General features: G+C 54.8%; 16 protein-coding genes and 1 riboswitch. Of the genes, 3 read left to right on the plus strand and 13 right to left on the minus strand.

Annotated features, from left to right (window positions below):
- Nucleotides 1-15: 15 nt before the first annotated feature.
- From ubiC to pgi, 7 genes are all read right to left on the minus strand, one after another.
- Nucleotides 16-543 (minus strand): chorismate lyase, encoded by a 528-nt coding sequence (ubiC, locus tag FY046_RS19040; RefSeq protein ID WP_159336736.1) that lies wholly within the window; start codon nucleotides 541-543, stop codon nucleotides 16-18.
- Nucleotides 544-648: 105 nt separating this feature from the next.
- Nucleotides 649-1065, minus strand: a complete 417-nt coding sequence (psiE, locus tag FY046_RS19045) for a phosphate-starvation-inducible protein PsiE (RefSeq protein WP_062748345.1) — start codon at nucleotides 1063-1065, stop codon at nucleotides 649-651.
- A 174-nt stretch (nucleotides 1066-1239) separates the two neighbouring features.
- Nucleotides 1240-3333: a YjbH domain-containing protein gene (locus FY046_RS19050; RefSeq protein WP_133846957.1), complete on the minus strand. Its 2094-nt coding sequence runs from the start codon at nucleotides 3331-3333 to the stop codon at nucleotides 1240-1242.
- Nucleotides 3333-4088 carry a capsule biosynthesis GfcC D2 domain-containing protein gene (locus FY046_RS19055; protein WP_446186378.1) on the minus strand — a complete coding sequence of 252 codons (756 nt, stop codon included), beginning with the start codon at nucleotides 4086-4088 and terminating at the stop codon, nucleotides 3333-3335. Before FY046_RS19055 ends, FY046_RS19050 begins: the two co-directional genes overlap by 1 nt.
- The gene (locus FY046_RS19060) at nucleotides 4085-4732 is read right to left on the minus strand and encodes a YjbF family lipoprotein (RefSeq protein WP_446186379.1); all 648 of its coding nucleotides are present in this window, start codon (nucleotides 4730-4732) and stop codon (nucleotides 4085-4087) included. The genes FY046_RS19055 and FY046_RS19060 overlap by 4 nt, the downstream gene beginning before the upstream one ends.
- A 77-nt stretch (nucleotides 4733-4809) precedes the next feature.
- Nucleotides 4810-5079 carry an exopolysaccharide production protein YjbE gene (gene yjbE, locus FY046_RS19065; protein ID WP_133846954.1) on the minus strand — a complete coding sequence of 90 codons (270 nt, stop codon included), beginning with the start codon at nucleotides 5077-5079 and terminating at the stop codon, nucleotides 4810-4812.
- 648 nt (nucleotides 5080-5727) lie between these two features.
- Nucleotides 5728-7371, minus strand: a complete 1644-nt coding sequence (gene pgi / locus FY046_RS19070; protein ID WP_133846953.1) for a glucose-6-phosphate isomerase — start codon at nucleotides 7369-7371, stop codon at nucleotides 5728-5730.
- 371 nt (nucleotides 7372-7742) lie between these two features.
- A riboswitch (Lysine riboswitch) is annotated at nucleotides 7743-7932 on the plus strand.
- 92 nt (nucleotides 7933-8024) lie between these two features.
- Here pgi and lysC point away from each other — a divergent pair.
- Both lysC and panS read left to right on the plus strand, forming a co-directional pair.
- Nucleotides 8025-9377, plus strand: a complete 1353-nt coding sequence (gene lysC, locus FY046_RS19075) for a lysine-sensitive aspartokinase 3 (RefSeq protein WP_159336734.1) — start codon at nucleotides 8025-8027, stop codon at nucleotides 9375-9377.
- 248 nt (nucleotides 9378-9625) lie between these two features.
- Nucleotides 9626-10543: a ketopantoate/pantoate/pantothenate transporter PanS gene (gene panS, locus FY046_RS19080; RefSeq protein ID WP_133846951.1), complete on the plus strand. Its 918-nt coding sequence runs from the start codon at nucleotides 9626-9628 to the stop codon at nucleotides 10541-10543.
- A gap of 53 nt (nucleotides 10544-10596) precedes the next feature.
- On the opposite strand, the gene FY046_RS19085 is transcribed toward panS, so the two are convergent.
- Both FY046_RS19085 and metH read right to left on the minus strand, forming a co-directional pair.
- The gene (locus FY046_RS19085) at nucleotides 10597-12246 is read right to left on the minus strand and encodes a Na/Pi cotransporter family protein (protein ID WP_133846950.1); all 1650 of its coding nucleotides are present in this window, start codon (nucleotides 12244-12246) and stop codon (nucleotides 10597-10599) included.
- A 126-nt stretch (nucleotides 12247-12372) separates the two neighbouring features.
- Entirely contained in the window at nucleotides 12373-16056 is a 3684-nt protein-coding gene (gene metH / locus FY046_RS19090) for a methionine synthase (protein ID WP_133846949.1), read from the minus strand.
- Nucleotides 16057-16241: 185 nt separating this feature from the next.
- Here metH and iclR point away from each other — a divergent pair, with 185 nt between their 5' ends.
- Nucleotides 16242-17075 carry a glyoxylate bypass operon transcriptional repressor IclR gene (gene iclR / locus FY046_RS19095; RefSeq protein ID WP_133846948.1) on the plus strand — a complete coding sequence of 278 codons (834 nt, stop codon included), beginning with the start codon at nucleotides 16242-16244 and terminating at the stop codon, nucleotides 17073-17075.
- On the opposite strand, the gene aceK is transcribed toward iclR, so the two are convergent.
- The 4 genes from aceK to metA form a co-directional block, all read right to left on the minus strand.
- Nucleotides 17072-18811 (minus strand): bifunctional isocitrate dehydrogenase kinase/phosphatase, encoded by a 1740-nt coding sequence (gene aceK, locus FY046_RS19100; RefSeq protein WP_133846947.1) that lies wholly within the window; start codon nucleotides 18809-18811, stop codon nucleotides 17072-17074. The two genes, iclR and aceK, sit on opposite strands and share 4 nt — an antisense overlap.
- A 224-nt stretch (nucleotides 18812-19035) precedes the next feature.
- On the minus strand, nucleotides 19036-20340 hold the full coding sequence (gene aceA, locus FY046_RS19105) for an isocitrate lyase (RefSeq protein WP_133846946.1): 1305 nt from the start codon (nucleotides 20338-20340) through the stop codon (nucleotides 19036-19038).
- Nucleotides 20341-20361: 21 nt separating this feature from the next.
- Nucleotides 20362-21960, minus strand: a complete 1599-nt coding sequence (aceB, locus tag FY046_RS19110; RefSeq protein WP_167864284.1) for a malate synthase A — start codon at nucleotides 21958-21960, stop codon at nucleotides 20362-20364.
- Nucleotides 21961-22274: 314 nt separating this feature from the next.
- On the minus strand, nucleotides 22275-23204 hold the full coding sequence (gene metA, locus FY046_RS19115) for a homoserine O-acetyltransferase MetA (protein ID WP_133846944.1): 930 nt from the start codon (nucleotides 23202-23204) through the stop codon (nucleotides 22275-22277).
- Nucleotides 23205-23454 lie beyond the last annotated feature (250 nt).

Raw genomic sequence — 23454 nt, forward strand, 5'->3', positions numbered from 1 at the left:
AGACTTCTCTCCACGCTACTGTCCCCCTTCTGCCGCCACGCTGGCATAGAGCGGGGAAGCGGGTAAAAACAGTTCGGTCAATAATAGCGGCTTGCCCGATAAACGCAGGCGTGAACGCCGCCCCCACAGTTCAGCACTGTGGCCGACATCAATAAAATCACGCGTTAAGGTAGACGTGGCAAACAGGTAACGACCCAGAGGGACGGTGCCCAGCTGTTGCAGCTTCTGCTCCGGGCCGTTCAGGGTCGACTCCGGGACCAGCGTGCGCGCCACCAGCCAGGGAACCCCGTCACCGCACAGTTCGATTTCCCGCAACCAGTAACGTGGTTCTGTTGGCAGCAGGGCGATATCCTCTGCTGCGTCCTGGGCACTGACAAATCCTTCACGCAGCAGGTTAACCGTCACCTGTTGGCAGTGACGCTCAAAACGACGGGTCATGGAATCGACTTCCAGCAGCCAGTCCAGCAGGGGGGCGGTTAACAGGGGTGATGAATCTGGTAGCCAGTTGATCGCGCGCAATAGCGACAGCGCGTTCTCAGCCATAACACTTCTCCGCAAAATCTTCGATGCGTCAGTGTAACGCAGACCCTGGCGGCAAACCTATCAAAGCTCGGCAAAAAGCCACGATTTTGTGGCTGGTTTGGCGAGTTATTCCCGCTTCAGGCGGTTGCTGTTCGCCAGCCAAAGGGTGATAACCAGGATGAGAATGGCAATGGCGTAGGCCAGGGTATCGAACGGGTTTTTATGGTCGACGATAATCAGACGAATGATCGCCGTGATCCCGATGTAGACAAAGTAGCGCAGCGGGAAGTGATAGCCTGACTGAAAATACTTAATGATCAGTGCGATAAACTCAAAATAGAGGAAGTAGATCACGATACCTTCGATCAGCAGATAAGACGATGTCTGCTCTCCGGTATTCAGCAGCACGTTACCAAGATGGATGGTCTCTTTACCAAGAAAGATGATCAGAATACAGGCCAGCACGATCAGGCCTGTGTTTAATACCATTTGCAGGGCAAAGGCCAGCCGGGTGGCGGGCGTGTTACGTTCCTGGGACGTCATGGTGTGCCTCAAAGTCATTGTTATCCGTCGTGAATGCCGACGGATAACAATATGCTTGAGCGTGATGCAGATCACAACATTTCGATGATGGATAACGCATGCATTGTACTGGCTGCGGGCCGGGCGTGCCCGACCCTTACATTTCGTAGGGGCCAGGCATGCCTGGCCCGGCGGTTAACGGTAATTGCGGTCGCGATCGGTTGTCATATCGTACAGCTGGTATTTACGGCCCAGCATCTGGCCGCCATCACGCGTCAGCGGCGTCCAGTTGACCTGCGCACGACCACGGGTTGGTGAAACACTAAAGACATCCATCGGTACGGAGATGTAGAAGCCTTTGGTGAAATCGCCTTCGCCATACTCTTCTGCTGAGACGTTGGTTTTCGTGGCGTAAGCGCCCACGATAATCCCGCTGTCAAAGCGTTTCGAAACGTCAACGGTAACCCCTTTGTCTTCAGCCAGATATTGCCCGACGCTGGCTTTCACCAGAACATTACGCATGAACCACGGCTGCCAGTATCCGGTAATATTGCCCACCTTCGCCGAATAGTCGTTGAACTTCATCATATTGTCCCAGTCACGCTGTTTGACGTAGTTCGCATCCACGCCAATCGCCCAGCTGGAATCCAGTGGGCGGTACAATACTTCGCCCCCCGCTCCGCCGTACATGGTTTCCAGATACCCGCCATACACCTGACCATAGAAGCCGTTGCCGAGTTCACGCATGTAGTTGGCCTGCAGGTTATTCACGTAAACGTTATTTTCAACGTAGTCGCGAATATGGGTACGTACGCGGGGAAGCGTGGAGTCTGCCGGTGCGCCGTTGTAGTTGAACTTGTCATAATTATTGGCAAGGTTGCCGAACAGGCTGCCATCGACCAGCAAATGATCCGTCAGCCAGAAGCTGGCATTCGCCATCACGCCCAGCTGATACAGGTAGAAGCTTTCCGGGCCACCGACTGACTGATTGAGCACTGGCGACAAACTGTAGTTCAGGCGATCGCCATCGATAAAGAAGCCCTGTTCGGTGCGCCCCGGGTCAACCGGATTGACACGTTGCTGCTGTAGCGTCTCTTCACGCCCCAGCGGGTATCCCGCCAGCTGACGTTGCAGACTTGCCACATTAGTCTCCGTCGTCACCTGCGGCATATGGCTGCGCGTCTGCGTCACCTTCAGGGTATCAATCCCCTCTGGCAGGTGGTTCACCATGATGATGTTGGCGCGATCAACGCCGCGGGTGGTATCGCGATATTTCGCCTGCTCACCGCTCACGTATAGCGTGCTGCCTTCTACCTGAATACTTGGTGCATTCAGCCCGGCGTTGTATTTCAGATCGGTCAACTGATTGGCCGTCACCGTTGGATCGAGGAAGCGCTCCTGCGGCTGCGGGTTATATTCCGGTTTCGGCGTATCACGCTGGGTCTGATGCAGATCGTTGAAGTTAGTGCGCAGGGTGAAGCCTGCCATAAAGGTGTTGCCACGCTCGTAGCTGACGTTCACATCTGCCCAGTCTGTAATGCGATAGATCGCCCCGACGTTAAACTTGCTCTTCTGCTCGAGACGACCGGCGAAATCATCCTGATAGTCGTTACCTTCGTACTCCATTTTCAGGCGCAGCGGCTGCCACGGCGTCTGATATTCAATCCCGCCGAAGATAGCGGTCGGCCCTTTGAACATATCGCTACCGCTGACGGAACCGGCGGTGCCGCTACCCTCGGTGCGGTAGCAATATTTTTCACTGGCGGAGCAGAACGGATTTTTCACCGTGCCGCTGTTACCGATATAGCCCCAGCCCATACCGAGGGTGAAATCAAATGGCCCCCAGGCTTTGGTGGCAACCAGATATTCACTGTCAAACAGGCCCGTACCGCCGAGATCACGTGTCCCCACGGAGACTTCCGGTAGCCAGAAGCCCTCTTCCCACAGGCGCAGTTTGAGGTCGAAGGCTTTGTCTTTGTAGGTTTGATCTCCCGAGAAGCTCGACACCGCACTGTACTCACGCGTTTTCACATCGGTGTAGCGGATGGTCGCTTCCAGCCACGGGAACAGCTGCACCGAGGAGGAGTAGAAGTGATACTGATCGTTATAACGATAGTTAAGGCTGAACTCGCCCTCTTTGGCCATACGCGCAGTCGGTACCTGCATCAGGCCGACGCCACCGAAGTCAGACTGTGACGGGCCAATCGGGTCCGGATAACCGGCAGCCTGAACCTGACAGGCACAGGCGACAGAGAGTGACAGCAGGCTGAGAAGATAACGTTTTTTCATCAGTCAGGGATCCGGTGCGTCAGAACAGAAACGATCTGCTGGTTAAGATCGGCATAGGCGCTCGGCAGCGTCCAGGAAGAGAAGCCCACAAACAGGATGCTGCCCGGCTGCGGCTCATAGTGACGACGGTTCCAGTACGCCACCGGCACTTCTGTCACCTCGCCTGCCGGAGAGATCACCTGCGCGTTGTTGCGTTCACCGCCTTCCCTTCGCGGGTGCGCATCAAGATACTCAACCACAGATCGTCCTGCTGCCCACGGTGTTTTTCCAGCATTTTCCACCACGCCAGCCAGCGTAATGGAAGTGGGTTCTGCCAGGGTATAGAGGCTGTATTCCCCTTCCAGCGTGCGGTTAGCCTGCGGTCGTAAACGCACCCAGTCCGGGTCCAGATTCACGATCTGACGCCCTGTGACTTTCATTCCGGCAATCTGCTGACGGACGTTTTCCACCACGGCGGCCTGTTCACCGTCACCGTCACTTTTGAGTTCATCGCGCCATGCCTGCAAGCGTGTCAGCAGCTGCTGTTGCTGCTGTACCGCCACGGCCGTCGCCAGTTTTTCGCCGATCACCGTTCCCGGCCACCAGGTTTTCTGCGTCAGTGCCGGGTTGGTCACCAGTTGCGCCAGATTGGCCGCTCCGCTGATCACTACCGGTTGTGTCTGTCCAGGGTAAAAGACATTGACCCGACCATCGGCCTGGGCGTGCAGCGACAGTGATGCCACTATGCCTGCGAGAATAATGGTTATTTTTTTCATGATTTCGCAGGCTTCAGGATGGTGGATTCAACAGGGATATAGTCTGCCCCCAGCATTTGCAGTGACTGGCGCACCTGCCCGGTGGAGATATCCACCCAGAAGGTATTACGCCAGGATTCGCCACTTTCCGCTATCGACGCCTCTTCCTGCCAGACGCGGCATGCCACCGACTGACCCGCCAGTTGCAGTACTTCATCCTTCTGGCGCGAGAAGTGGGAAACCGCCGTGCCCGCCTCCGGCTTACCGCCCTCGGTCCAGCGCAGGGTGCGGGTCCAGCTCGCGCCATCGGTCAGATGCAGGGCATCTCGCAGCGGATCGTTATCCAGGTTACTGACACCGTTGAGGTTATCTGCCAGGCCGAGCGTTTTCACCAGACGACCATGCTGAGTGACCACCATGGCTTTATCGCGGGTGATCCACTTTTGCTGACCATTTTCGTTGAAGCCCAGCACCACAAAGATTTGCTGGCCGCCGTTGACGCGCAGATACATGCTGGCGTAAGGCATCGTGTCGATTTGTTCGTTAGTCATCTGGATGTCGTCGACGCCAAGAAAAGCCAGCTTGACGGTTTCACCCAATCCTTTTTGCGTTTGTGTACAGGCCTGAAGCAGCAGGCAGAGCAGCAGAAGTGGTAGGTTTCGCAACTGTGTGTGTCCCTGAGCAAAGTAGAACAAGGCTGAAAATAACCACACAAATGTGTGGTTATGATTAATTTTTGAACTTAGCGGGTTGTACTTGTGGTGGTGGTGGTCGTTGTTCCGGTATTAGAACCATTTCCACCGCTGCTTGCTGCCAGCACCACGCCAGCCAGTGCGCCAACAGCGCCAATACCAACAGCGGTGGTGACACCGGTTGACATCGCACCTGCTTCAGCACCAGCAGCCGCACCCGTTTCAACCTCTGGCGCACCAGTGGCTTCAACGGCGGCAAACGCGCCTGTTGCACTCGCTAAGTACACTATGGCTGCAGTAGCCCATATGACTTTTTTCATCACACTTTCCCTTCATTAAATGAATGGATGCCCGGGCCTGGATGGCACCTGGCGACTCCAGTATGGGGAATTAATTTCCAGAAAGCAGCGCATCGGGCGAGGTGTCGAAGCAAGAGATACAGCGATGATAAAAGACTGAAAATGTGGTGTATTAAGATATTTTTACCTACCAAACGCATTTATACAGCGTTTAATGCCAATAATCACTTTATTATCGATATGAAAAGTTGAAAAAGGGATGCAGCGAGGGGAATAATGACGTAGCGGTAGTAAATGACAAAATATCGACAGCAAAACGATAAAAATCAATTAAATAACAAATTAGTTCTTAACATTTATTAGGTTTTAACGAGCGTTTATTTAAGAATTATCTGTCTCAAATTGGTACGGTTTACGTGATTTTTAGGATTATGCCCACCCTCCTTACGGCCACTTTATTCATCTTTGGGGTGAAAAATAGCCGTGTAATCAGAGTGCCTACAGGCTGCCAACGCCTGTACGCGGCTGTTAAGAGAAAGGGCGCGCTGTCAACCAGGTCCAGTTATTTCCAGAAAATAAAAAACCCCCAGAAACTGGGGGCCGCATAGAGCATCGCAGGGGTCAGAAACGCCTGCCCTGGGCGAGGCGTGCCTCGCCCAGGCGGGTAGATTAACGCCAGGATTTATAGCGATTAATCAGACCATTCGTCGAGCTGTCATGACTGCTGACCGGTTCGCCACTCGCCAGTTCTGGCAGGATGCGGTTAGCCAGCTGTTTGCCCAGCTCCACGCCCCACTGATCGAAGGTGAAGATGTTGAGGATCACGCCCTGGGTGAAGATTTTGTGCTCATACAGTGCAATCAGCGCACCGAGGCTGTACGGGGTGATATCACGCAGCAGGATGGAGTTGGTTGGACGGTTGCCTTCAAACACTTTGTACGGCACCACGTGCTCAACGGCTTTCGCGTCCAGGCCGGCATCCGCGAACTCTTTTTCCACAACATCACGTGCTTTACCAAACGCCAGAGCTTCCGTCTGAGCAAAGAAGTTAGACAGCAGCTTACTGTGGTGATCGCCCAGTTTGTTATGCGATACCGCTGGCGCGATAAAGTCGCATGGCACCAGCTTGGTACCCTGGTGGATCAACTGGTAGAACGCGTGCTGACCATTGGTGCCTGGCTCGCCCCAGATAATCGGGCCAGTCTGGTAAGAGACCGGGTTACCGGCACGGTCCACATATTTGCCGTTAGACTCCATGTTGCCCTGCTGGAAGTAAGCAGCAAAGCGATGCATATACTGATCGTAAGGCAGGATCGCTTCGGTTTCTGCGCCGAAGAAGTTGTTGTACCAGATGCCGATCAGCGCCAGCAGAACCGGCAGGTTTTTCTCTTCCGGGGTATCCGCAAAATGGCGATCCATGGCGTGGGCACCGTCCAGCAGCTTCTCGAAGTTGTCGAAACCGATAGAGAGGATGATCGACAGACCAATCGCTGACCACAGAGAATAACGCCCCCCCACCCAATCCCAGAACTCGAACATGTTAGCGGTGTCGATACCGAACTCTGCCACCGCTTTACCGTTGGTCGACAGCGCGGCAAAGTGCTTCGCCACATCCTCCTGATGACCCGAGGTCAGGAACCAGTCACGCGCGCTGTGGGCGTTGGTCATGGTTTCCTGCGTGGTGAAGGTTTTTGACGCCACCAGGAACAGGGTGGTTTCCGGGCTCAGTGTTTTCAGCGTTTCAGCAATATGGGTGCCGTCAACGTTAGAAACGAAGTGCATATTCAGATGATTTTTATACGGACGCAACGCTTCGGTGACCATAAACGGCCCCAGGTCCGAACCGCCGATACCGATGTTTACCACGTCAGTGATCGGTTTCCCGGTAAAGCCTTTCCACTCACCGCCGATGATGCGCTCAGAGAAACCTTTCATCTTCTCCAGCACCGCGTTCACTTCCGGCATCACATCTTTACCGTCGACGACGATTGGCGTGTTGCTACGGTTACGCAGCGCCACGTGCAGTACGGCACGATCTTCAGTACGGTTGATTTTCTCGCCGGAGAACATGGATTTGATCGCGCCCTGCAGATCGGTCTCTTTAGCCAGCGCCTGCAGTTTTTCCAGGGTTTCGCTGGTGATGCGGTTTTTGGAGAAATCCACCAGCATCTGATCGTCGAACGTGGCAGAGAAGGCAGCAAACCGGTTGGCATCTTTGGCGAACAGGTCAGCAATTTGCACATCTTTCATTTGTTCAAAATGCTGAAGCAGCGCCTGCCAGGCAGCGGTTTGTGTCGGATTGATATTTTTCATAGCAACACACTCTTTTTATTTAAGAACTGTCATTCAGACCGGACGATATATTACCTGTTACGGGCGTTCGGCTCCCCTCTTCCTGCAACAGGTTACAGCTATCATCCCGCCACGATTTTGTCTCCGCCAGTGCGAATGATTCGCATGGAGGGTTTCAGTATGACTATTCATACCCTTTTACGAGAAAAAATTATAGCCCGGACCGTGCTTATAAGAATTGACGCTTATGGTCTAAACGATGATTTTTGATCCAAAAGTGATTAGCACGAGTGATACCTTCCCGGGTATAACGAAAATGAATAATCATTAGCCGACAAGCGTTGACAGCCGCGCCATAACCCGATATTTCTATGCGCAACTTACGCAATGTGTAAGCCAGAAGAGGCGCGTCGCCCAGGCAGTGTATTGGAGGAACCGAATCCTTTGATAATGCATGATGGGGAGCGACGCCGAGGTATCAACCACGCGGAGTGGGGCGTATCGACCGCAGGGGCTGAATCCTCTGGGTTGTCACCAGCAACGTCCGGTAGTCGGGCGGCGAGGTGGGGCGCTTCTGGGTGACTCGTAGCCTTCATTCTACGTCCTCCCCTGTTGTGCTCCTTCCCTTGTGCCAAGCTGATGGAATAAATCCTGACACGAAGGTAGTCATCGTAATGTCTCAAAATCTGATCGTGGCGAAATTTGGCGGCACCAGTGTGGCCGACTTTACCGCTATGAACCGCAGCGCTGATGTGGTGCTGTCCAATCCCGATGTGCGTCTGGTTGTCTTATCCGCCTCTGCGGGTGTGACCAATCTGCTGGTTGCGCTGGCTGAAGGCCAGCAGCCAAAACAGCGTGCTTCCCTGCTCGACGACATTCGCCGTATTCAGTACGCGATCATTGACGCACTGGATCAACCGACGGTCATCCGTGACGAAATCGACCGCATGCTGGACAACATCAGTATGCTGTCCGAAGCGGCAGCACTGTCGCCCTCTACCGCCCTGACCGATGAACTGGTCAGCCACGGTGAACTGATGTCCACCCTGCTGTTTGTTGAGATCCTGCGCCAGCGTCAGGTCGCCGCAGAGTGGTTCGATGTGCGTAAAGTGATGCGCACTAACGACCGCTTTGGCCGCGCAGAACCAAACGTCACGCTGCTGAACGAACTGGTTAACACCCAGCTGAAATCCCGCACTGACGAAGCGCTGGTGGTGACACAGGGCTTTATCGGGAGTGAAGCACAGGGCCGCACCACCACGCTAGGCCGTGGCGGCAGTGACTATACGGCTGCCCTGCTGGGTGAAGCGCTGCATGCCAGCCGCATTGATATCTGGACTGACGTGCCGGGTATCTACACCACCGATCCGCGCGTGGTGCATACTGCCCATCGTATCGATGAGATCACCTTCGAAGAAGCTGCTGAAATGGCGACATTTGGCGCGAAAGTGCTGCATCCGGCGACGCTGTTGCCTGCGGTCCGCAGTGATATTCCGGTGTTTGTCGGTTCCAGCAAAGATCCGTCAGCCGGTGGCACCATGGTGTGCAATAAAACCGAGAACCCGCCGCTGTTCCGCGCCCTTGCGTTGCGCCGTAAACAGACGCTGCTGACGCTGCACAGCCTGAATATGCTGCATGCACGCGGGTTCCTTGCCGAAGTCTTCAACATTCTGGCGCGTCACAATATCTCCGTTGACCTGATCACCACCTCTGAAGTGAGCGTGGCGCTGACGCTGGATACCACCGGTTCAACCTCGACCGGAGAAAGCCTGCTGACACAGGCGTTGCTGACGGAACTCTCCTCCCTGTGCCGGGTAGAAGTGGAAGAGAATCTCGCGCTGGTTGCGATTATCGGCAACAAACTTTCTCAGGCCTGTGGCGTGGGCAAAGAAGTGTTTGGCGTGCTGGAGCCGTTCAATCTGCGCATGATCTGTTACGGTGCCAGCAGCTACAATCTCTGCTTCCTTGTCCCTGGACAGGATGCAGAGAAAATTGTCCAAACGCTGCACCGCAACCTGTTTGAATGATGATGAAACCGGGCCTTGCCCGGTTTTTTCGTCGGCGGCAGAAGAAGTATGCTGTGCTGCCTGAACCCCACTCCGGTGGGGTTTTCTGCTTTATATCCGCCGGAACTTGCTGACTTTTCACCCCATTTTTAATGCTATGATCTTCGACGTCTTATCCTTCGGGATGAGCGTTGTTTTGCTATGGCAATTTGGCATCATCTGCATACTCGCTGAAAGAAAAAATGCGATTCTAAAAAGGAAGTCTCTCTATGCTCGCCACTGTTACCCGACTGTTTCCTCTCTGGGCAGTCCTGCTCTCTGTTGCCGCGTATTACACGCCCACGACCTTCACCGGCATGGGACCTTATGTGCCTTACCTGCTGATGCTGATTATGTTCGGTATGGGTGTGACGCTAAACGTCGGCGATTTCAAACGGGTACTGACCCGCCCGGCACCGGTGATTGCCGGTACCTTCCTGCACTATCTGGTGATGCCACTGGCAGCCTGGGGCCTGGCAAAGCTGTTCCATATGCCGCCTGACCTGGCAGCAGGTATGATTCTGGTGGGCAGCGTGGCCAGCGGGACCGCCTCTAACGTGATGATCTATCTGGCCAAGGGCGATGTTGCCCTGTCCGTAACCATCTCCTCCGTGTCGGCGCTGGTGGGGGTCTTCGCTACGCCGCTGCTGACTAAATTCTATGTCGATACCCATATTCAGGTGGATGTGGTGGGCATGCTGCTGAGTATTGTGAAAATTGTCGTCGTGCCGATCAGCCTCGGCCTGGTGATCCACCACACCATGAACGGCCTGGTGAAACGCGTAGAGCCTTACCTGCCTGCATTTTCCATGGTCTGCATTCTGTTGATCATCAGTGCGGTGGTGGCAGGCAGCCAGGGCTTTATCGGTTCAGTGGGGCTGATGGTGATTGTCGCTGTGATCCTGCATAACGCCATTGGTCTGCTGGGCGGCTACTGGGGCGGCAAGCTGTTTGGCTTCGACGAATCCACCTGCCGCACGCTGGCGCTGGAAGTGGGCATGCAGAACTCCGGTCTGGCCGCGGCGCTGGGGAAAATGTACTTTTCCCCACTGGCAGCATTGCCAGGCGCGCTGTTCTCCGTGTGGCATAACCTGTCCGGGTCACTGCTGGCGGGTTACTGGTCTGGCAAAGCGATTAAGAAAAAATAACCTGCTGTTGGGGTTTGTTTTAACATTCGTAGCGGGTCAGGCGTGCCTGGCCCCTACACCTTCCTGACTCTGCTACTTTCCTCATCATCTCTGTCATCATCCGCCTGCTCCAGCACGCTGTATGCCACCGCGCAGAACAGAGAGTTAAGGCGCTTCATATCCCCCAGTAACCCCAGATGCAGCGAACTGGTTTCGATGCTCTGAACATTATGCTGATGCAGACGATCAACATGAGCATGCGAGTAGCGACGGTTGGTGATGCGAAAACGGTGCTTGGAACGACGCAGGCGTTTCGCACTGGTCATGTCGCGGGATAAAAATACCGACAGGCTCAGGCGCAGGTTGTTGGTCAGCAGCTCTAACTGAGCATCCAGCTCCTGTAAACCTTCCACCGAGAATGCGCGCCGCGCGGCCAGTGATTTATCGGCCACATCGCCACTCATCCGTTCAAGAATATCTCCGGCCTGCTCCAGGTTCAGGGCCATCTCAATAATTTCTGCCCAGCGCCGTGAATCCTCTTCCGGCAGGTCTTCTTTTGGCATCTGTGCCAGATAGAGTTTGATGGCGGTGTACAACACATCGACATCATCATCCAACTTGCGAATTTCGCGATCTTCCCGCAGTTCACCGTGCACAACTTTGCTAAAGGTCGCCAGCATTTGTTCCATCACATCCCCCATTCGCAGGGTTTCACGTGAGGCATTAGCCAGCGCCAGCGCAGGCGTATCCAGTGAGCCGGGATCAAGATGGCGTGGCTTCAGACGCAGGTCGGTTTCCGGCTCCTCACGGATCAGCCGACGACACAGCGCAGCCATCGGTTCGGCAAAGGGCACCATGACAACGCAGCGGATCAGGTTGTAAAACACATGGAAGAAAATCACTAACTCTTCGTCGTTGACCGGCAATTTCTCCAGCCATCCCGCCAGCGGCTCAATAAACGGCAGCACCAGCAGCGAGCCGATAAATTTAAACAGCAGGCTGCCGAGCGCCACCCGTTTGCCGGAAGCGTTCGACGCGCTGTTATTCAGCATCGCCAGCAGCCCACTGCCGAGGTTAGCCCCAACCACCAGACAGAGGGCGACTTTGAAGGAGATCACCCCGGTGGCCGTCAGCGTGGCGGTCAGCAGAACGGCCGCGAGGCTGGAATAGCTGATAATCGCGAACAGCGCACCGATCAGTGAATCAAGCATCACATCACCGGTCAGTGATGAGAACAGCACTTTTACCCCGGCGGCCTGGGTGATCGGCGTGGCAGCAGCAACAATCAGCTGTAAGGCCAGAAGAATTAACCCCAGCCCGATGCTGGCACGCCCTATCTGCCCCGCACGGGTCTGTTTGCGGCCAAGGAAAAACACCACGCCAAAGAAGATAAACAACGGCGACAGCCAGGAGAGATCAAACGTGAGGATACGCGCCATCAGCGCCGTACCGACATCCGCACCGAGGATGATCACCAGCGCAGGTGTCAGCCCCACCAGCTCCTGGGCGACAAATGACGTCACCAGCATGGTGGTGGCATTGCTGCTCTGCACCAGGGCGGTAACACCAATGCCCGCCAGAAACGCCATCGGTTTTTTTGCCACGCTGCGGCTGAGTACCCGCCGCAGATCGGCACCGTAGACGCGCATAATGCCGGTACGCACGATGTGCGTCCCCCACACCAGCAACGCCACGGCAGAAAGAAGATTAAGCAGGGTTAACACAGATATCGACCTCATCACTCAGAAAGACTGACTATGCACAGCAGTAACAACATCCGCTGTGCTGATAGTGTTAGTTTAGCCGATGATTACCTTATCAATTCTCAATGAAGAGCAATGAACACGTTTTTAATCAGCGTCATATCCCAGATTAGGCGCTAACCAGCGTTCAACGTCGGTGACCGACATCCCTTTACGCCGGGCGTAGTCTTCAATCTGGTCACGCTGTAGCTGGGCCACGGCAAAGTATTTACTCTCCGGATGGCTGAAGTACCAGCCGGACACCGCCGCCCCCGGCCACATGGCGAAGGACTCCGTCAGTTTCATTCCGGTGTGGGATTCCACATCGAGCAGTTCCCAGATGGTGGCTTTCTCCGTGTGCTCCGGGCAGGCAGGGTAGCCAGGCGCAGGACGGATCCCCTGGTAGTTTTCCCGAATCAACTCGTCGTTGCTGAGGTTTTCCGTGGCGGCAAAGCCCCATATCACTTTACGCACCCGCTCATGCAGATATTCGGCAAAACCTTCCGCCAGGCGATCTGACAATGCTTTGACCATGATTTTGTTGTAGTCGTCGTGCTGTGCATCCCAGGCGTCTGCCAGGGCATCTTCTTCGAGGCCTGCGGTGACGGCAAATGCGCCCAGATAGTCGGCTTTACCGCTCGACTTCGGCGCGACAAAATCGGCGAGACAATAGTTAGCAAAGCCCTTTTTTTCGGTCTGCTGGCGTAAGTGATGACTCACTTGCAAAATTTCAGTACGCGATTCGTCGCTGTAAATTTCGATATCATCCCCGACGCGGTTCGCCGGGAAAATGCCCACTACACCGCGCGGATTGAGTGAACCGTCGCGGCTTAGCTGATCCAGCATCGCGTTGGCATCGGCGAACAGCCGTTTGGCTTCTTCACCGACCACCTCATCTTCCAGAATGCGCGGATATTTGCCGGCCAGCGACCAGGTCATAAAGAATGGCGTCCAGTCGATATAGTTGCGCAGCGTTTCGATGTTAGCACTCACTTCGCTCACACCCAGCCTGTGTGCTCTCGGTGGTGTGTAATTCTCCCAGTCGAAGGAAAAATCGTTGTCACGTGCCACCTGTAAAGTCACCGGCGGCGTACGCGGTTTTTTACGGGCATGCTGAATACGTACGGTGTCGTACTCTTTGCGGGTGCGGGTGACAAAGTCATCGTACTGGGTCGCAGACAGCAGCGCAGAGACCACGCCCACGGTGCGCGAGGCGTTCTGCACATATACCGTCGGGCCGCTGTAATTCTGTTCGATTTTTACCGCAGTGTGCGCTTTAGACGTGGTAGCCCCACCAATCAACAGCGGTATTGTAAAGCCCTGGCGCTCCATCTCTTTCGCCACGTTGACCATCTCGTCCAGTGACGGGGTGATCAGGCCAGACAGGCCGATAATATCGGCGTTGTGTTCGCGGGCGGTTTTCAGGATCTTATCGCTGGGCACCATCACGCCCAGGTCAATGATTTCGTAATTATTACACTGCAACACCACGCCAACGATATTTTTGCCGATATCGTGCACATCGCCTTTTACCGTCGCCAGAACGATTTTACCGTTGGTGCTGCCCTTCTCTTTGCTGGCTTCAATATAGGGTTCCAGCCAGGCCACCGCCTGTTTCATCACACGCGCTGATTTCACCACCTGTGGCAGAAACATTTTACCCTCGCCAAACAGGTCACCGACCACGTTCATACCGGCCATCAGTGGCCCTTCAATCACTTCGATCGGACGGGCGGCCAACAGGCGTGCGGCTTCCGTATCGACTTCAATAAATTCGGTAATCCCTTTAACCAGCGAGTATTCCAGGCGTTTTGCCACGTCCCAGCTGCGCCATTCGGCCTGCGGTTTGGTGCTGTCATCATCGGCTTTGCTGCCACGATATTTCTCTGCCAGCTCCAGCAGACGTTCGGTGCCGTCGTCGCGACGGTTTTGCACCACGTCCTCTACCGCATCACGCAGGTCGGCAGGCAGGTCGTCATAGATTGCCAGCTGCCCGGCATTCACGATCCCCATATCCATGCCGTTACGGATAGCGTGGTAGAGGAAGACCGCGTGAATCGCTTCACGCACCGGGTCGTTACCCCGGAAGGAAAACGACACGTTGGACACCCCGCCCGAAATCATCGCATGCGGCAGTTCGCGTTTGATGTCTTCACAGGCGCCGATAAAGTCCATCGCGTAGTTGTTGTGCTCTTCAATGCCGGTGGCGACCGCGAAGATATTCGGGTCAAAAATAATATCTTCCGGCGGGAAGCCGACCTCTTCCGTCAGCAGCTTGTAGGCGCGGCGGCAGATCTCGATTTTACGCGCACGGGTATCCGCCTGGCCCACTTCATCAAAGGCCATCACCACCATTGCCGCACCGTAACGCCGCACCAGGCGGGCATGACGCAGGAACTGATCGACGCCCTCTTTCATGGAGATCGAGTTAACGATGCCCTTGCCCTGGATACATTGCAGACCTTTCTCGATCACCTCCCATTTCGAGGAGTCGATCATAATGGGCACACGCGCAATATCCGGTTCCCCGGCAATCAGGTTGAGAAAACGCACCATCGCTGCTTCAGCGTCGAGCATCCCCTCATCCATATTAATATCAATAATCTGTGCGCCGCTTTGCACCTGTTGCAAAGCCACTTCCAGCGCTTCGTTATACTTTTCTTCTTTGATCAGTCGTTTAAATTTCGCCGAGCCGGTGACGTTAGTCCGTTCCCCCACGTTGACAAACAGGCTTTCTGCGCTGATGTTCAGCGGCTCCAGCCCGGCAAGGCGGCAGGCAACGGGCAGCGTTGGTAGCGGACGCGGGGCAACGCCCTCAACCGCTTTCGCCATCGCCGCGATATGCTCTGGCGTGGTACCGCAGCAGCCGCCGACAATGTTCAGGAAGCCGGCCTGCGCCCATTCACCAATCTGTTCGGCCATGATCTGCGCATCCAGATCGTATTCACCAAAAGCGTTGGGTAACCCGGCATTCGGGTGTGCGGTGACATACCCTTCGGCAATACGCGCCAGCTCCGCTACGTACTGACGTAACTCGTCTGGACCAAGAGCACAGTTCAGGCCAAAGGAGAGCGGTTCCGCGTGGCGCAGTGAGTTATAGAAGGCTTCCGTCGTCTGGCCAGAGAGCGTTCGGCCTGAAGCATCGGTGATGGTACCGGAGATCATCAGCGGCAGCTCAACCCCCAGCGCTTCAAATTCCTCTTTAACGGCAAAGATCGCCGCTTTGGCATTCAGGGTATCGAACACCGTTTCAATCATGATGATGTCAGCGCCCCCCTCCACCAGCGCGCGGGTGGATTCGCGGTAAGCTTCCACCAGTTGGTTAAAGGTGACATTACGAAATGCGGGATCGTTGACATCAGGAGAAATGGAGCAGGTGCGGTTAGTGGGCCCTAACACACCTGCGACATAGCGTGGACGATCCGGGGTGCGTGCCGTCCACTCGTCGGCACAGGCCCGCGCCAGTTTCGCGGCGACGTAGTTGATCTCGGCCGACAGGGATTCCATCTGGTAATCGGCCATCGCGATGGTGGTGGAGTTGAAGGTGTTAGTTTCGAGGATATCTGCACCTGCGGCGAGGTAGCCGTTGTGGATTTCGCTAATCATCTCGGGTTTCGTCAGCACCAGCAGATCGTTGTTGCCTTTGAGATCGCTCGGCCAGTCGGCAAAACGCGCACCGCGAAAATCCTCTTCTTCCAGTCTGTAGCTCTGGATCATGGTTCCCATGCCGCCATCCAGCAGCATAATGCGTTTTTTCAACTGCTGATGCAGCGCTTCAATCCGGTTACTCACCACTCTTCCCCTTCAGCATCTCACCCAGGCACCACTGCCAGCACGTCATACTGGCACAACTTTTGTGCGGGTAACAGTGATGCCAGGTGAGACATTTTCAGTCTGATGACAAATGCAGAAGCAGCTTGAAGTATGACGGGTATAGAACGAAAATGATTTCCATAATGCGCAAAAAGGAGTCAGGTATGGTCACCCCCGTCGTCGTGAAACGCGGCAAGAAGCCGCGTGCCGCCGCTGCATCTACTGCTGCGCCTGCCGGGCAGGTTCAGTCGTTAACCCGTGGTCTGAAGCTGCTGGAATTTATTGCTGAGTCCCACGGTAATGTGGCGCTCACTGAACTGGCACAGCAGGCCGGGTTACCTAACTCCACCACACATCGCTTGTTGACCACTATGCAGCAACAGGGATTTGTGCGGCAGGTCGGGGATTTAGGGCTGTGGACTATTGGGGCGCACGCGTTTGTGGTCGGCAGTAGCTTTTTGCAAAGCCGTAACCTGCTGGCACTGGTCCATCCGATGCTACGCACACTGATGGAGGCCTCCGGCGAAACGGTGAATCTGGCGGTGTTAGACATCAGCGATCACCAGGCGGTGATTATCGATCAGGTGCAATGCACTCAGCTAATGCGCATGTCAGCGCCGATTGGCGGCAAACTGCCGATGCACGCCTCCGGTGCAGGTAAGGCATTTCTCGCCAACCTTGATGATAAGCAGGTGAGCGAACTACTGCATCGTCAGGGGCTACATCACTACACGCCGAAAACGTTGATGTCACCACACAGCCTGAAAGAGAACCTTGCGCAGGTACGCAAGGCCGGTTATTCGTTTGATGATGAAGAACACGCGCTGGGTCTGCGTTGCATTGCCGCCTGCATCTACGACGAACACCGCGAACCTTTCGCAGCGATTTCCATCTCCGGCCCGATCTCACGCATTACCGACGACCGTGTTACCGAAATCGGTGCACTGGTGATCAAAGCGGCGAAAGAGATCACCCGTGAATACGGCGGATCGCGCTAACCTGCCGTTTGCAGTGAACGATAACGCTGACTGAAGCGCTGGCGGCGGCGGTAGGCGAACACATCTTCAATGTGACCCGCGCGGATACGCTGCTGTAGCCCGCGCCAGAAGTCGGCGTGAAACAGCTCCGCGTGCATTTCATCAAACAGTGTGGCGATGGCCGGATCGGCGCACAGGTAGTGACGAAACTCTTCCGGAAACACGTCTTCTGGCGACACGCTATACCAGGGCTCGTGGCTTAATTCATCTTCCGGGTAGCGTGCGGCGGGGATATCGCGGAAGTTCACTTCAGTCATATAGCTGATTTCATCGTAGTCATAGAACACCACCCGCCCGTGACGGGTGACGCCAAAATTTTTATACAGCATATCGCCGGGGAAGATATTGGCCGCCGCCAGCTGCTTCACCGCATTGCCGTACTCTTCTATCGCCTCTCGTCGTTGCTGCGCACTGGCTTGCTCCAGCCACAGGTTAAGCGGGGTCATACGCCGTTCCATATACAGATGGCTGATGGTCAGCATCTCCCCGTTCCGTTGCAATTTCTCCGGCACCTCTTGCTCCAGCAGCGCCAGCAGCGCCGGGCTGATGCGCTTCTCTTCGATAGCAAAATTTTCGAATTCCTGGGTATCCGCCATTCTGCCCACGCGGTCATGCTCTTTGACCAGCTGATAGCACTGACGCACCCGCTCTGGCGTCACCTCTTTCTGCGGCGCAAAGCGATCTTTAATCACTTTAAATACCCGATCAAAGCCCGGCAGGGTAAACACCAGCATCACCAGCCCTGGTACGCCGGGCGCCACGACAAACTGCTCGGTTGTTGCGGTCATATAGTGGAGATATTCGCGATACGTTTCGGTTTTGCCATGCTTCTGGCAGCCAATCGCCATATAGAGTTCAGCCGTGGTTTTGCCCGGCAGGATCTCACGCAGCCATTCAACCAGCGCCGCAGGCAACGGGGCATACACCATAAAGTAGGAGCGGGCGAAGCCAAAGACGATGCTGGCCTCACGGTTGCGCGTCAGGCAGGTATCAATAAACAATGTGCCTTCGTCACTGCGGTGAATCGGCAGCAGGAAGGCGCAGACTCCTGAAGGCGTGCGCAGTTTGGCAACCAGCCAGGCAGCCTTATTCCGGTAAAACAGTTCATTGGCGACCTGTAAATTCGCCTGTTGCAGCTCACTGGCGCTAAAGTTTTCCCGCAGATGCGCAATGATATACTGGATATCTCGCGCCATATCCTGCCAAGGCAGGCGCAACGGCAGATCGTGCAGTAAACGGCTCAGCAAAGACTGCCAGCCATCGGCCGCACTGAAGTTTTTTGCCAGTGGGCGTGGAATGGTGCGAAATCGCTGCTCTGGTTGTGAACTGAAGATAAACAGTCGTTCCGGCGTCAGAGCCTGGTGGCTGAACAGACGGCAGTAGACGGAATTAAAGAAGCTTTCGGCTATTTCAAAACGCGGGTAGTCCGGCAGCAAATCGGTGTAGATGGCCTTTACCCGTTGCAAAAAATCACGGTCTTCCGACTGCGAGGCGGTAATACAGCGCAGCTGTTCTACCACCAGACCCACATGGTGATCGTAGAGATGGATACGCGCTTTCATCGCCAGTTGCACCGCCTGCCAGTCGGCCTGTTCAAAACGCTGTTGCGCCCCGCCAGTGACTTCCAGAAAACGTCCATACTGCGCGTCAAATCCCTGCAGGATGGTGCGGGCAATCAGGGTTTCCAGTATCGGCATGATTCACCTCAGGCGTCAGCATGAAGAAGGGACGGGCATGCCCGTCCCCTACAGAAGTCTGTGGAGGTCGGACAGGCCCAGAATAGGTGTCGGGTCGGACATATCCGGGATACGTGTCGGGTCGGACATGCCCGGGATACGTGTCGGGTCGGACATACCCGGGATACGTGTCGGGTCGGACATGCCCCGGATACGTGTAGGGGTCGGGCATGCCCGACCCAGGATCAGAACTGTTCTTCTTCCGTCGATCCCGTCAGTGCCGTCACCGATGACACCCCGCCCTGGATGATGGTGGTGACATGATCAAAGTATCCCGTTCCGACCTCCTGCTGATGCGAGGAGAAAGTGTAGCCCTGTTTAATCGCGGCAAACTCCGGCTGCTGTACTTTCTCTACATAGTGGCGCATGCCTTCCCCCTGTGCGTAAGCCTGTGCGAGGTCGAACATGTTGAACCACATGCTGTGGATGCCCGCCAGGGTAATGAACTGGTATTTGTAGCCCATCTCTGACAGCGCCTGCTGGAAGCGGGCAATGGTGTTGTCGTCGAGGTTCTTCTTCCAGTTAAATGACGGCGAGCAGTTATAGGCCAGCAGTTTACCCGGGAAGCGCGCGTGAATGGCTTCGGCAAAGCGCCGCGCCTGCTCAAGATCCGGCTTTGAGGTTTCACACCAGATCACATCAGCATAAGGTGCGTACGCCAGACCCCGGCTGATCGCCTGCTCAATACCGGCATGGGTGCGGAAGAAACCTTCCGGTGTGCGTTCTCCGCTAATAAATTCACGGTCATAATCATCGCAGTCGGAGGTGATCAGGTCTGCTGCATCCGCATCCGTGCGGGCAATCAACACCGTAGGCACGCCCATCACATCAGCCGCCAGACGTGCAGCCACCAGTTTTTGAATCGCTTCCTGAGTCGGCACCAGCACTTTGCCGCCCATATGACCGCACTTCTTCACTGATGCCAGCTGGTCTTCAAAGTGCACGCCCGCCGCGCCGGCCTGAATCATCGACTTCATCAGTTCAAAGGCATTGAGTACACCGCCAAATCCGGCTTCCGCATCGGCCACGATCGGCAGGAAATAGTCCACATAGCGCGGATCGCCAGGCTCAATATTCGATGACCACTGAATCTGATCGGCACGCTGGAAGGTGTTATTGATGCGTTCCACCACCGACGGGACGGAGTTAGCCGGATACAGCGACTGGTCCGGGTACATGCTGGCGGCGAGGTTAGCATCGGCCGCCACCTGCCAGCCGGAGAGGTAGATCGCCTCAATCCCCGCTTTCGCCTGTTGCAGTGCCTGCCCGCCCGTCAGTGCGCCCAGGCTATTGATATAACCTTTCTTTGCGCCGCCATTAAGCAGCGCCCAGAGTTTTTCTGCTCCATTTTGGGCCAGCGTACAGACCGGGTTAACCGAGCCACGCAGTTTGACCACCTCTTCAGCGCTGTACGGACGGGTGATGCCATCCCAGCGTGCATCGCGCCAGGATTGTTCTGTCTGCTGAATCTGTTGGGTACGAGAAGTCATGATGGAGCTCCTTGTCAGGGTTCAGGGAAGTAAGCGGTAGCCCGGCAGAGTCAGAAACTCAACCAGTTCGGATTCAGTGGTAATGCGTTCCATCAGTGAAGCGGCCTCATCGAAGCGCCCTTCGTGATAGCGTAAGTCACCCAGCTCTTGCCGGATCACCTGCAACTCTTCTGTCAGCATCTTGCGGAACAGGGCTTCAGTGACCACTTCACCGCTTTGCAGCGTTTTGCGGTGATGAATCCATTGCCAGATTGAGGTACGTGAGATTTCAGCGGTGGCGGCATCTTCCATCAGTCCATAGATAGGCACGCAGCCGTTGCCGTTGATCCAGGCTTCGATGTACTGCACAGCCACCCGAATATTGGCGCGCATACCCTCTTCAGTACGCTCACCCGCACAGGGGGCCAGCAACTGTTCTGCGGTGATGTCTGCATCCTGTTCACGCATCACCTGGAGTTGGTTTGGACGTTCACCCAGCACCTGGTCAAAAATGGTCATCACCGTATCGGCCAGACCGGGGTGAGCAATCCAGGTGCCATCGTGACCGTTAGCCGCTTCACGCTGTTTGTCGGCCTGTACTTTGTCCAGCACCCACCGATTGCGCTCTGCGTCTTTGCTGGGAATAAACGCTGCCATTCCCCCCATCGCGAACGCGCCGCGCCGGTGACAGGTTTTGATCAGCAGGCGTGAATACGCATCCAGGAAACCCTGATCCATCGTCACGGACTGGCGATCGGGTAAAACACGATCGGGATGATTTTTCAGGGTTTTGATGTAGCTGAAGATGTAATCCCAGCGGCCGCAGTTCAGGCCAACAATATGATCGCGCAGGTGCCAGAGGATCTCGTCCATCTGGAAAACGGCCGGTAAGGTTTCGATCAGCAAGGTCGCTTTGATCGTCCCACGCGGGAGATCGAAACGATCTTCGGTGTAGCTGAACACATCACTCCACCAGGCCGCTTCCTGATACGACTGGGTTTTCGGCAGATAGAAGTAAGGCCCGCTTCCCTTTGCCAGCAGCGCATTCACGTTGTGGAAAAAGTAGAGCGCAAAATCAAACAGGCTGCCCGGGATCGGCTCATCGCGCCATGTGACATGCTTTTCAGGCAGGTGCAGGCCGCGAACACGGCAGATCAGTACTGCCGGATCGGGCTTCAGCTGATAGATCTTCCCGGCCTCATTGGTGTAGCTGATGGTGCCGTTGATCGCATCGCGCAGATTGATCTGTCCGGCGATCACTTTGTCCCATGCAGGGGCCAACGAGTCTTCAAAGTCAGCCATAAACACATTCACGTTAGCATTGAGCGCATTGATGACCATCTTGCGCTCTACCGGGCCGGTGATCTCGACTCTGCGGTTCTGCAAATCTGCTGGAATACCGCGGATTGTCCACTCGCCATTTTTAATGGAATCCATTTCCGAAATAAAACATGGGAGCTCTCCCCCATCAATCCGGCACTGTATCCGTGCACGTTCTGATAGCAGTGCCTGGCGGCGCGGCGTGAACTTCACCACCAGATCGCTAAGAAAATCGACGGCTTCATCGGTGAGAATCTGCTGTTCATCCTCACCAAATGCGCGCTGGAAGGCCAGTTCCCTGCTAATTACCTGCTGTGTCATCTGTTTGCTCCTGTCATCGATGCTACCGGGTATGCAATGTGTTACCCGGCGATCTTCTTTGAACAATCTTTGAACTGCAGGATCAAAATAGCATCAGTTAAATTTCAAAATCAAAAACTATTTCCATTTTAAACTCAATATGAACTCAATGAATTGATTTATATATAATTAAAATTACAAATCAACAGGAAGTTGTTTTCACAGAATAATGAGATCGCGATCGGGTGACTGGATTCAGCAAAATGAGAGAGGGGGGAGTGGGCGGTGTTTAAGGTGGATCGATGATCCACCTGGTAACAGAACAGGGGGAGTGTTTACTCGAGTGTTGGGTTCATATGACGCAGATCGAACGGTGTGATCTGGTATACGTAGTAGTTCAGCCAGTTGGAGAACAGCAGGTTACCGTGACTACGCCAGCTGGCACGCGGTGGCAATGCCGGGTTGTCATTCGGGAAGTAGTTAAAGGGCACTTCCGGATTCAGGCCCGCATCAAAATCACGGTGGAATTCACCGGACAGCGTCAGTGCATCATATTCAGGATGGCCGGTGACAAAGGCCAGGCGTTTGTCTTTGCTGGCAAACAGATATGCACCGGTCTGGTCCGACTCAGCAAAAATTTCCAGGTCAGTATAGTCACGCAGTAGCTGAGTGGGGAAGTCAGCATAACGTGAATGTGGCGCCAGGAAGGTATCGTCAAAGCCGCGCGTTAACAGTGCGTGAGGATGTAAGATTTGATGCTCAAACACACCTGATAATTTGTTTTCGCGGGTCTGTTTTGGAATGCCATACAGAATATTCAGTGCCGCCTGTACAGCCCAACAGACAAATAACGTGGAAGTCACGTGCTCTTTTGCCCAGTGCAAAACCTTCTGGATTTGCGGCCAGTACGCGACATCGCAGAAGTCGACCAGCCCGAGCGGGGCACCTGTCACGATCAGTCCATCGTAGTTATCATTCTGAATGTCTTCGAAATTACAGTAGAAGTTATTCAGATGTTCCGATGGCGTATTGCGTGACTCGCGGCTGTCGATGCGCAGTAGCTGGATGTCGATCTGCAGCGGGGAGTTAGAAAGCAGACGCAAAAATTGGTTTTCAGTTTCGATCTTCTTTGGCATCAAATTCAGTACCAGCACTTTCAGCGGGCGAATATTCTGCGTGCTGGCACGCGTGGACGTCATAACAAAGACGTTCTCGTCGCGCAAAAAACTTACGGCTGGTAATTCATCGGGTACCCTGATCGGCATGACCTGCTTCCTCACTACATACGCTTATACGTTTAGACATCCAGACAGCCAAAGATAACGTGCCTCTGCCCGAATGTCGAGTACTCATCCGATTATTGAAAATGTTTCATCTCATTGCTCAGTATAGAGTAACGATCGACTCATTAGTGGTGAGGAAACAGGCAATGCAGAGGAGGATTGCTTCGATTCAGCAACTATTAACGTTCTGATTTTGTTCTAAATAGGGGACATACATGGCAATGGTTAAATC

The organism is Erwinia sp. 1181_3 (genome assembly GCF_052824965.1).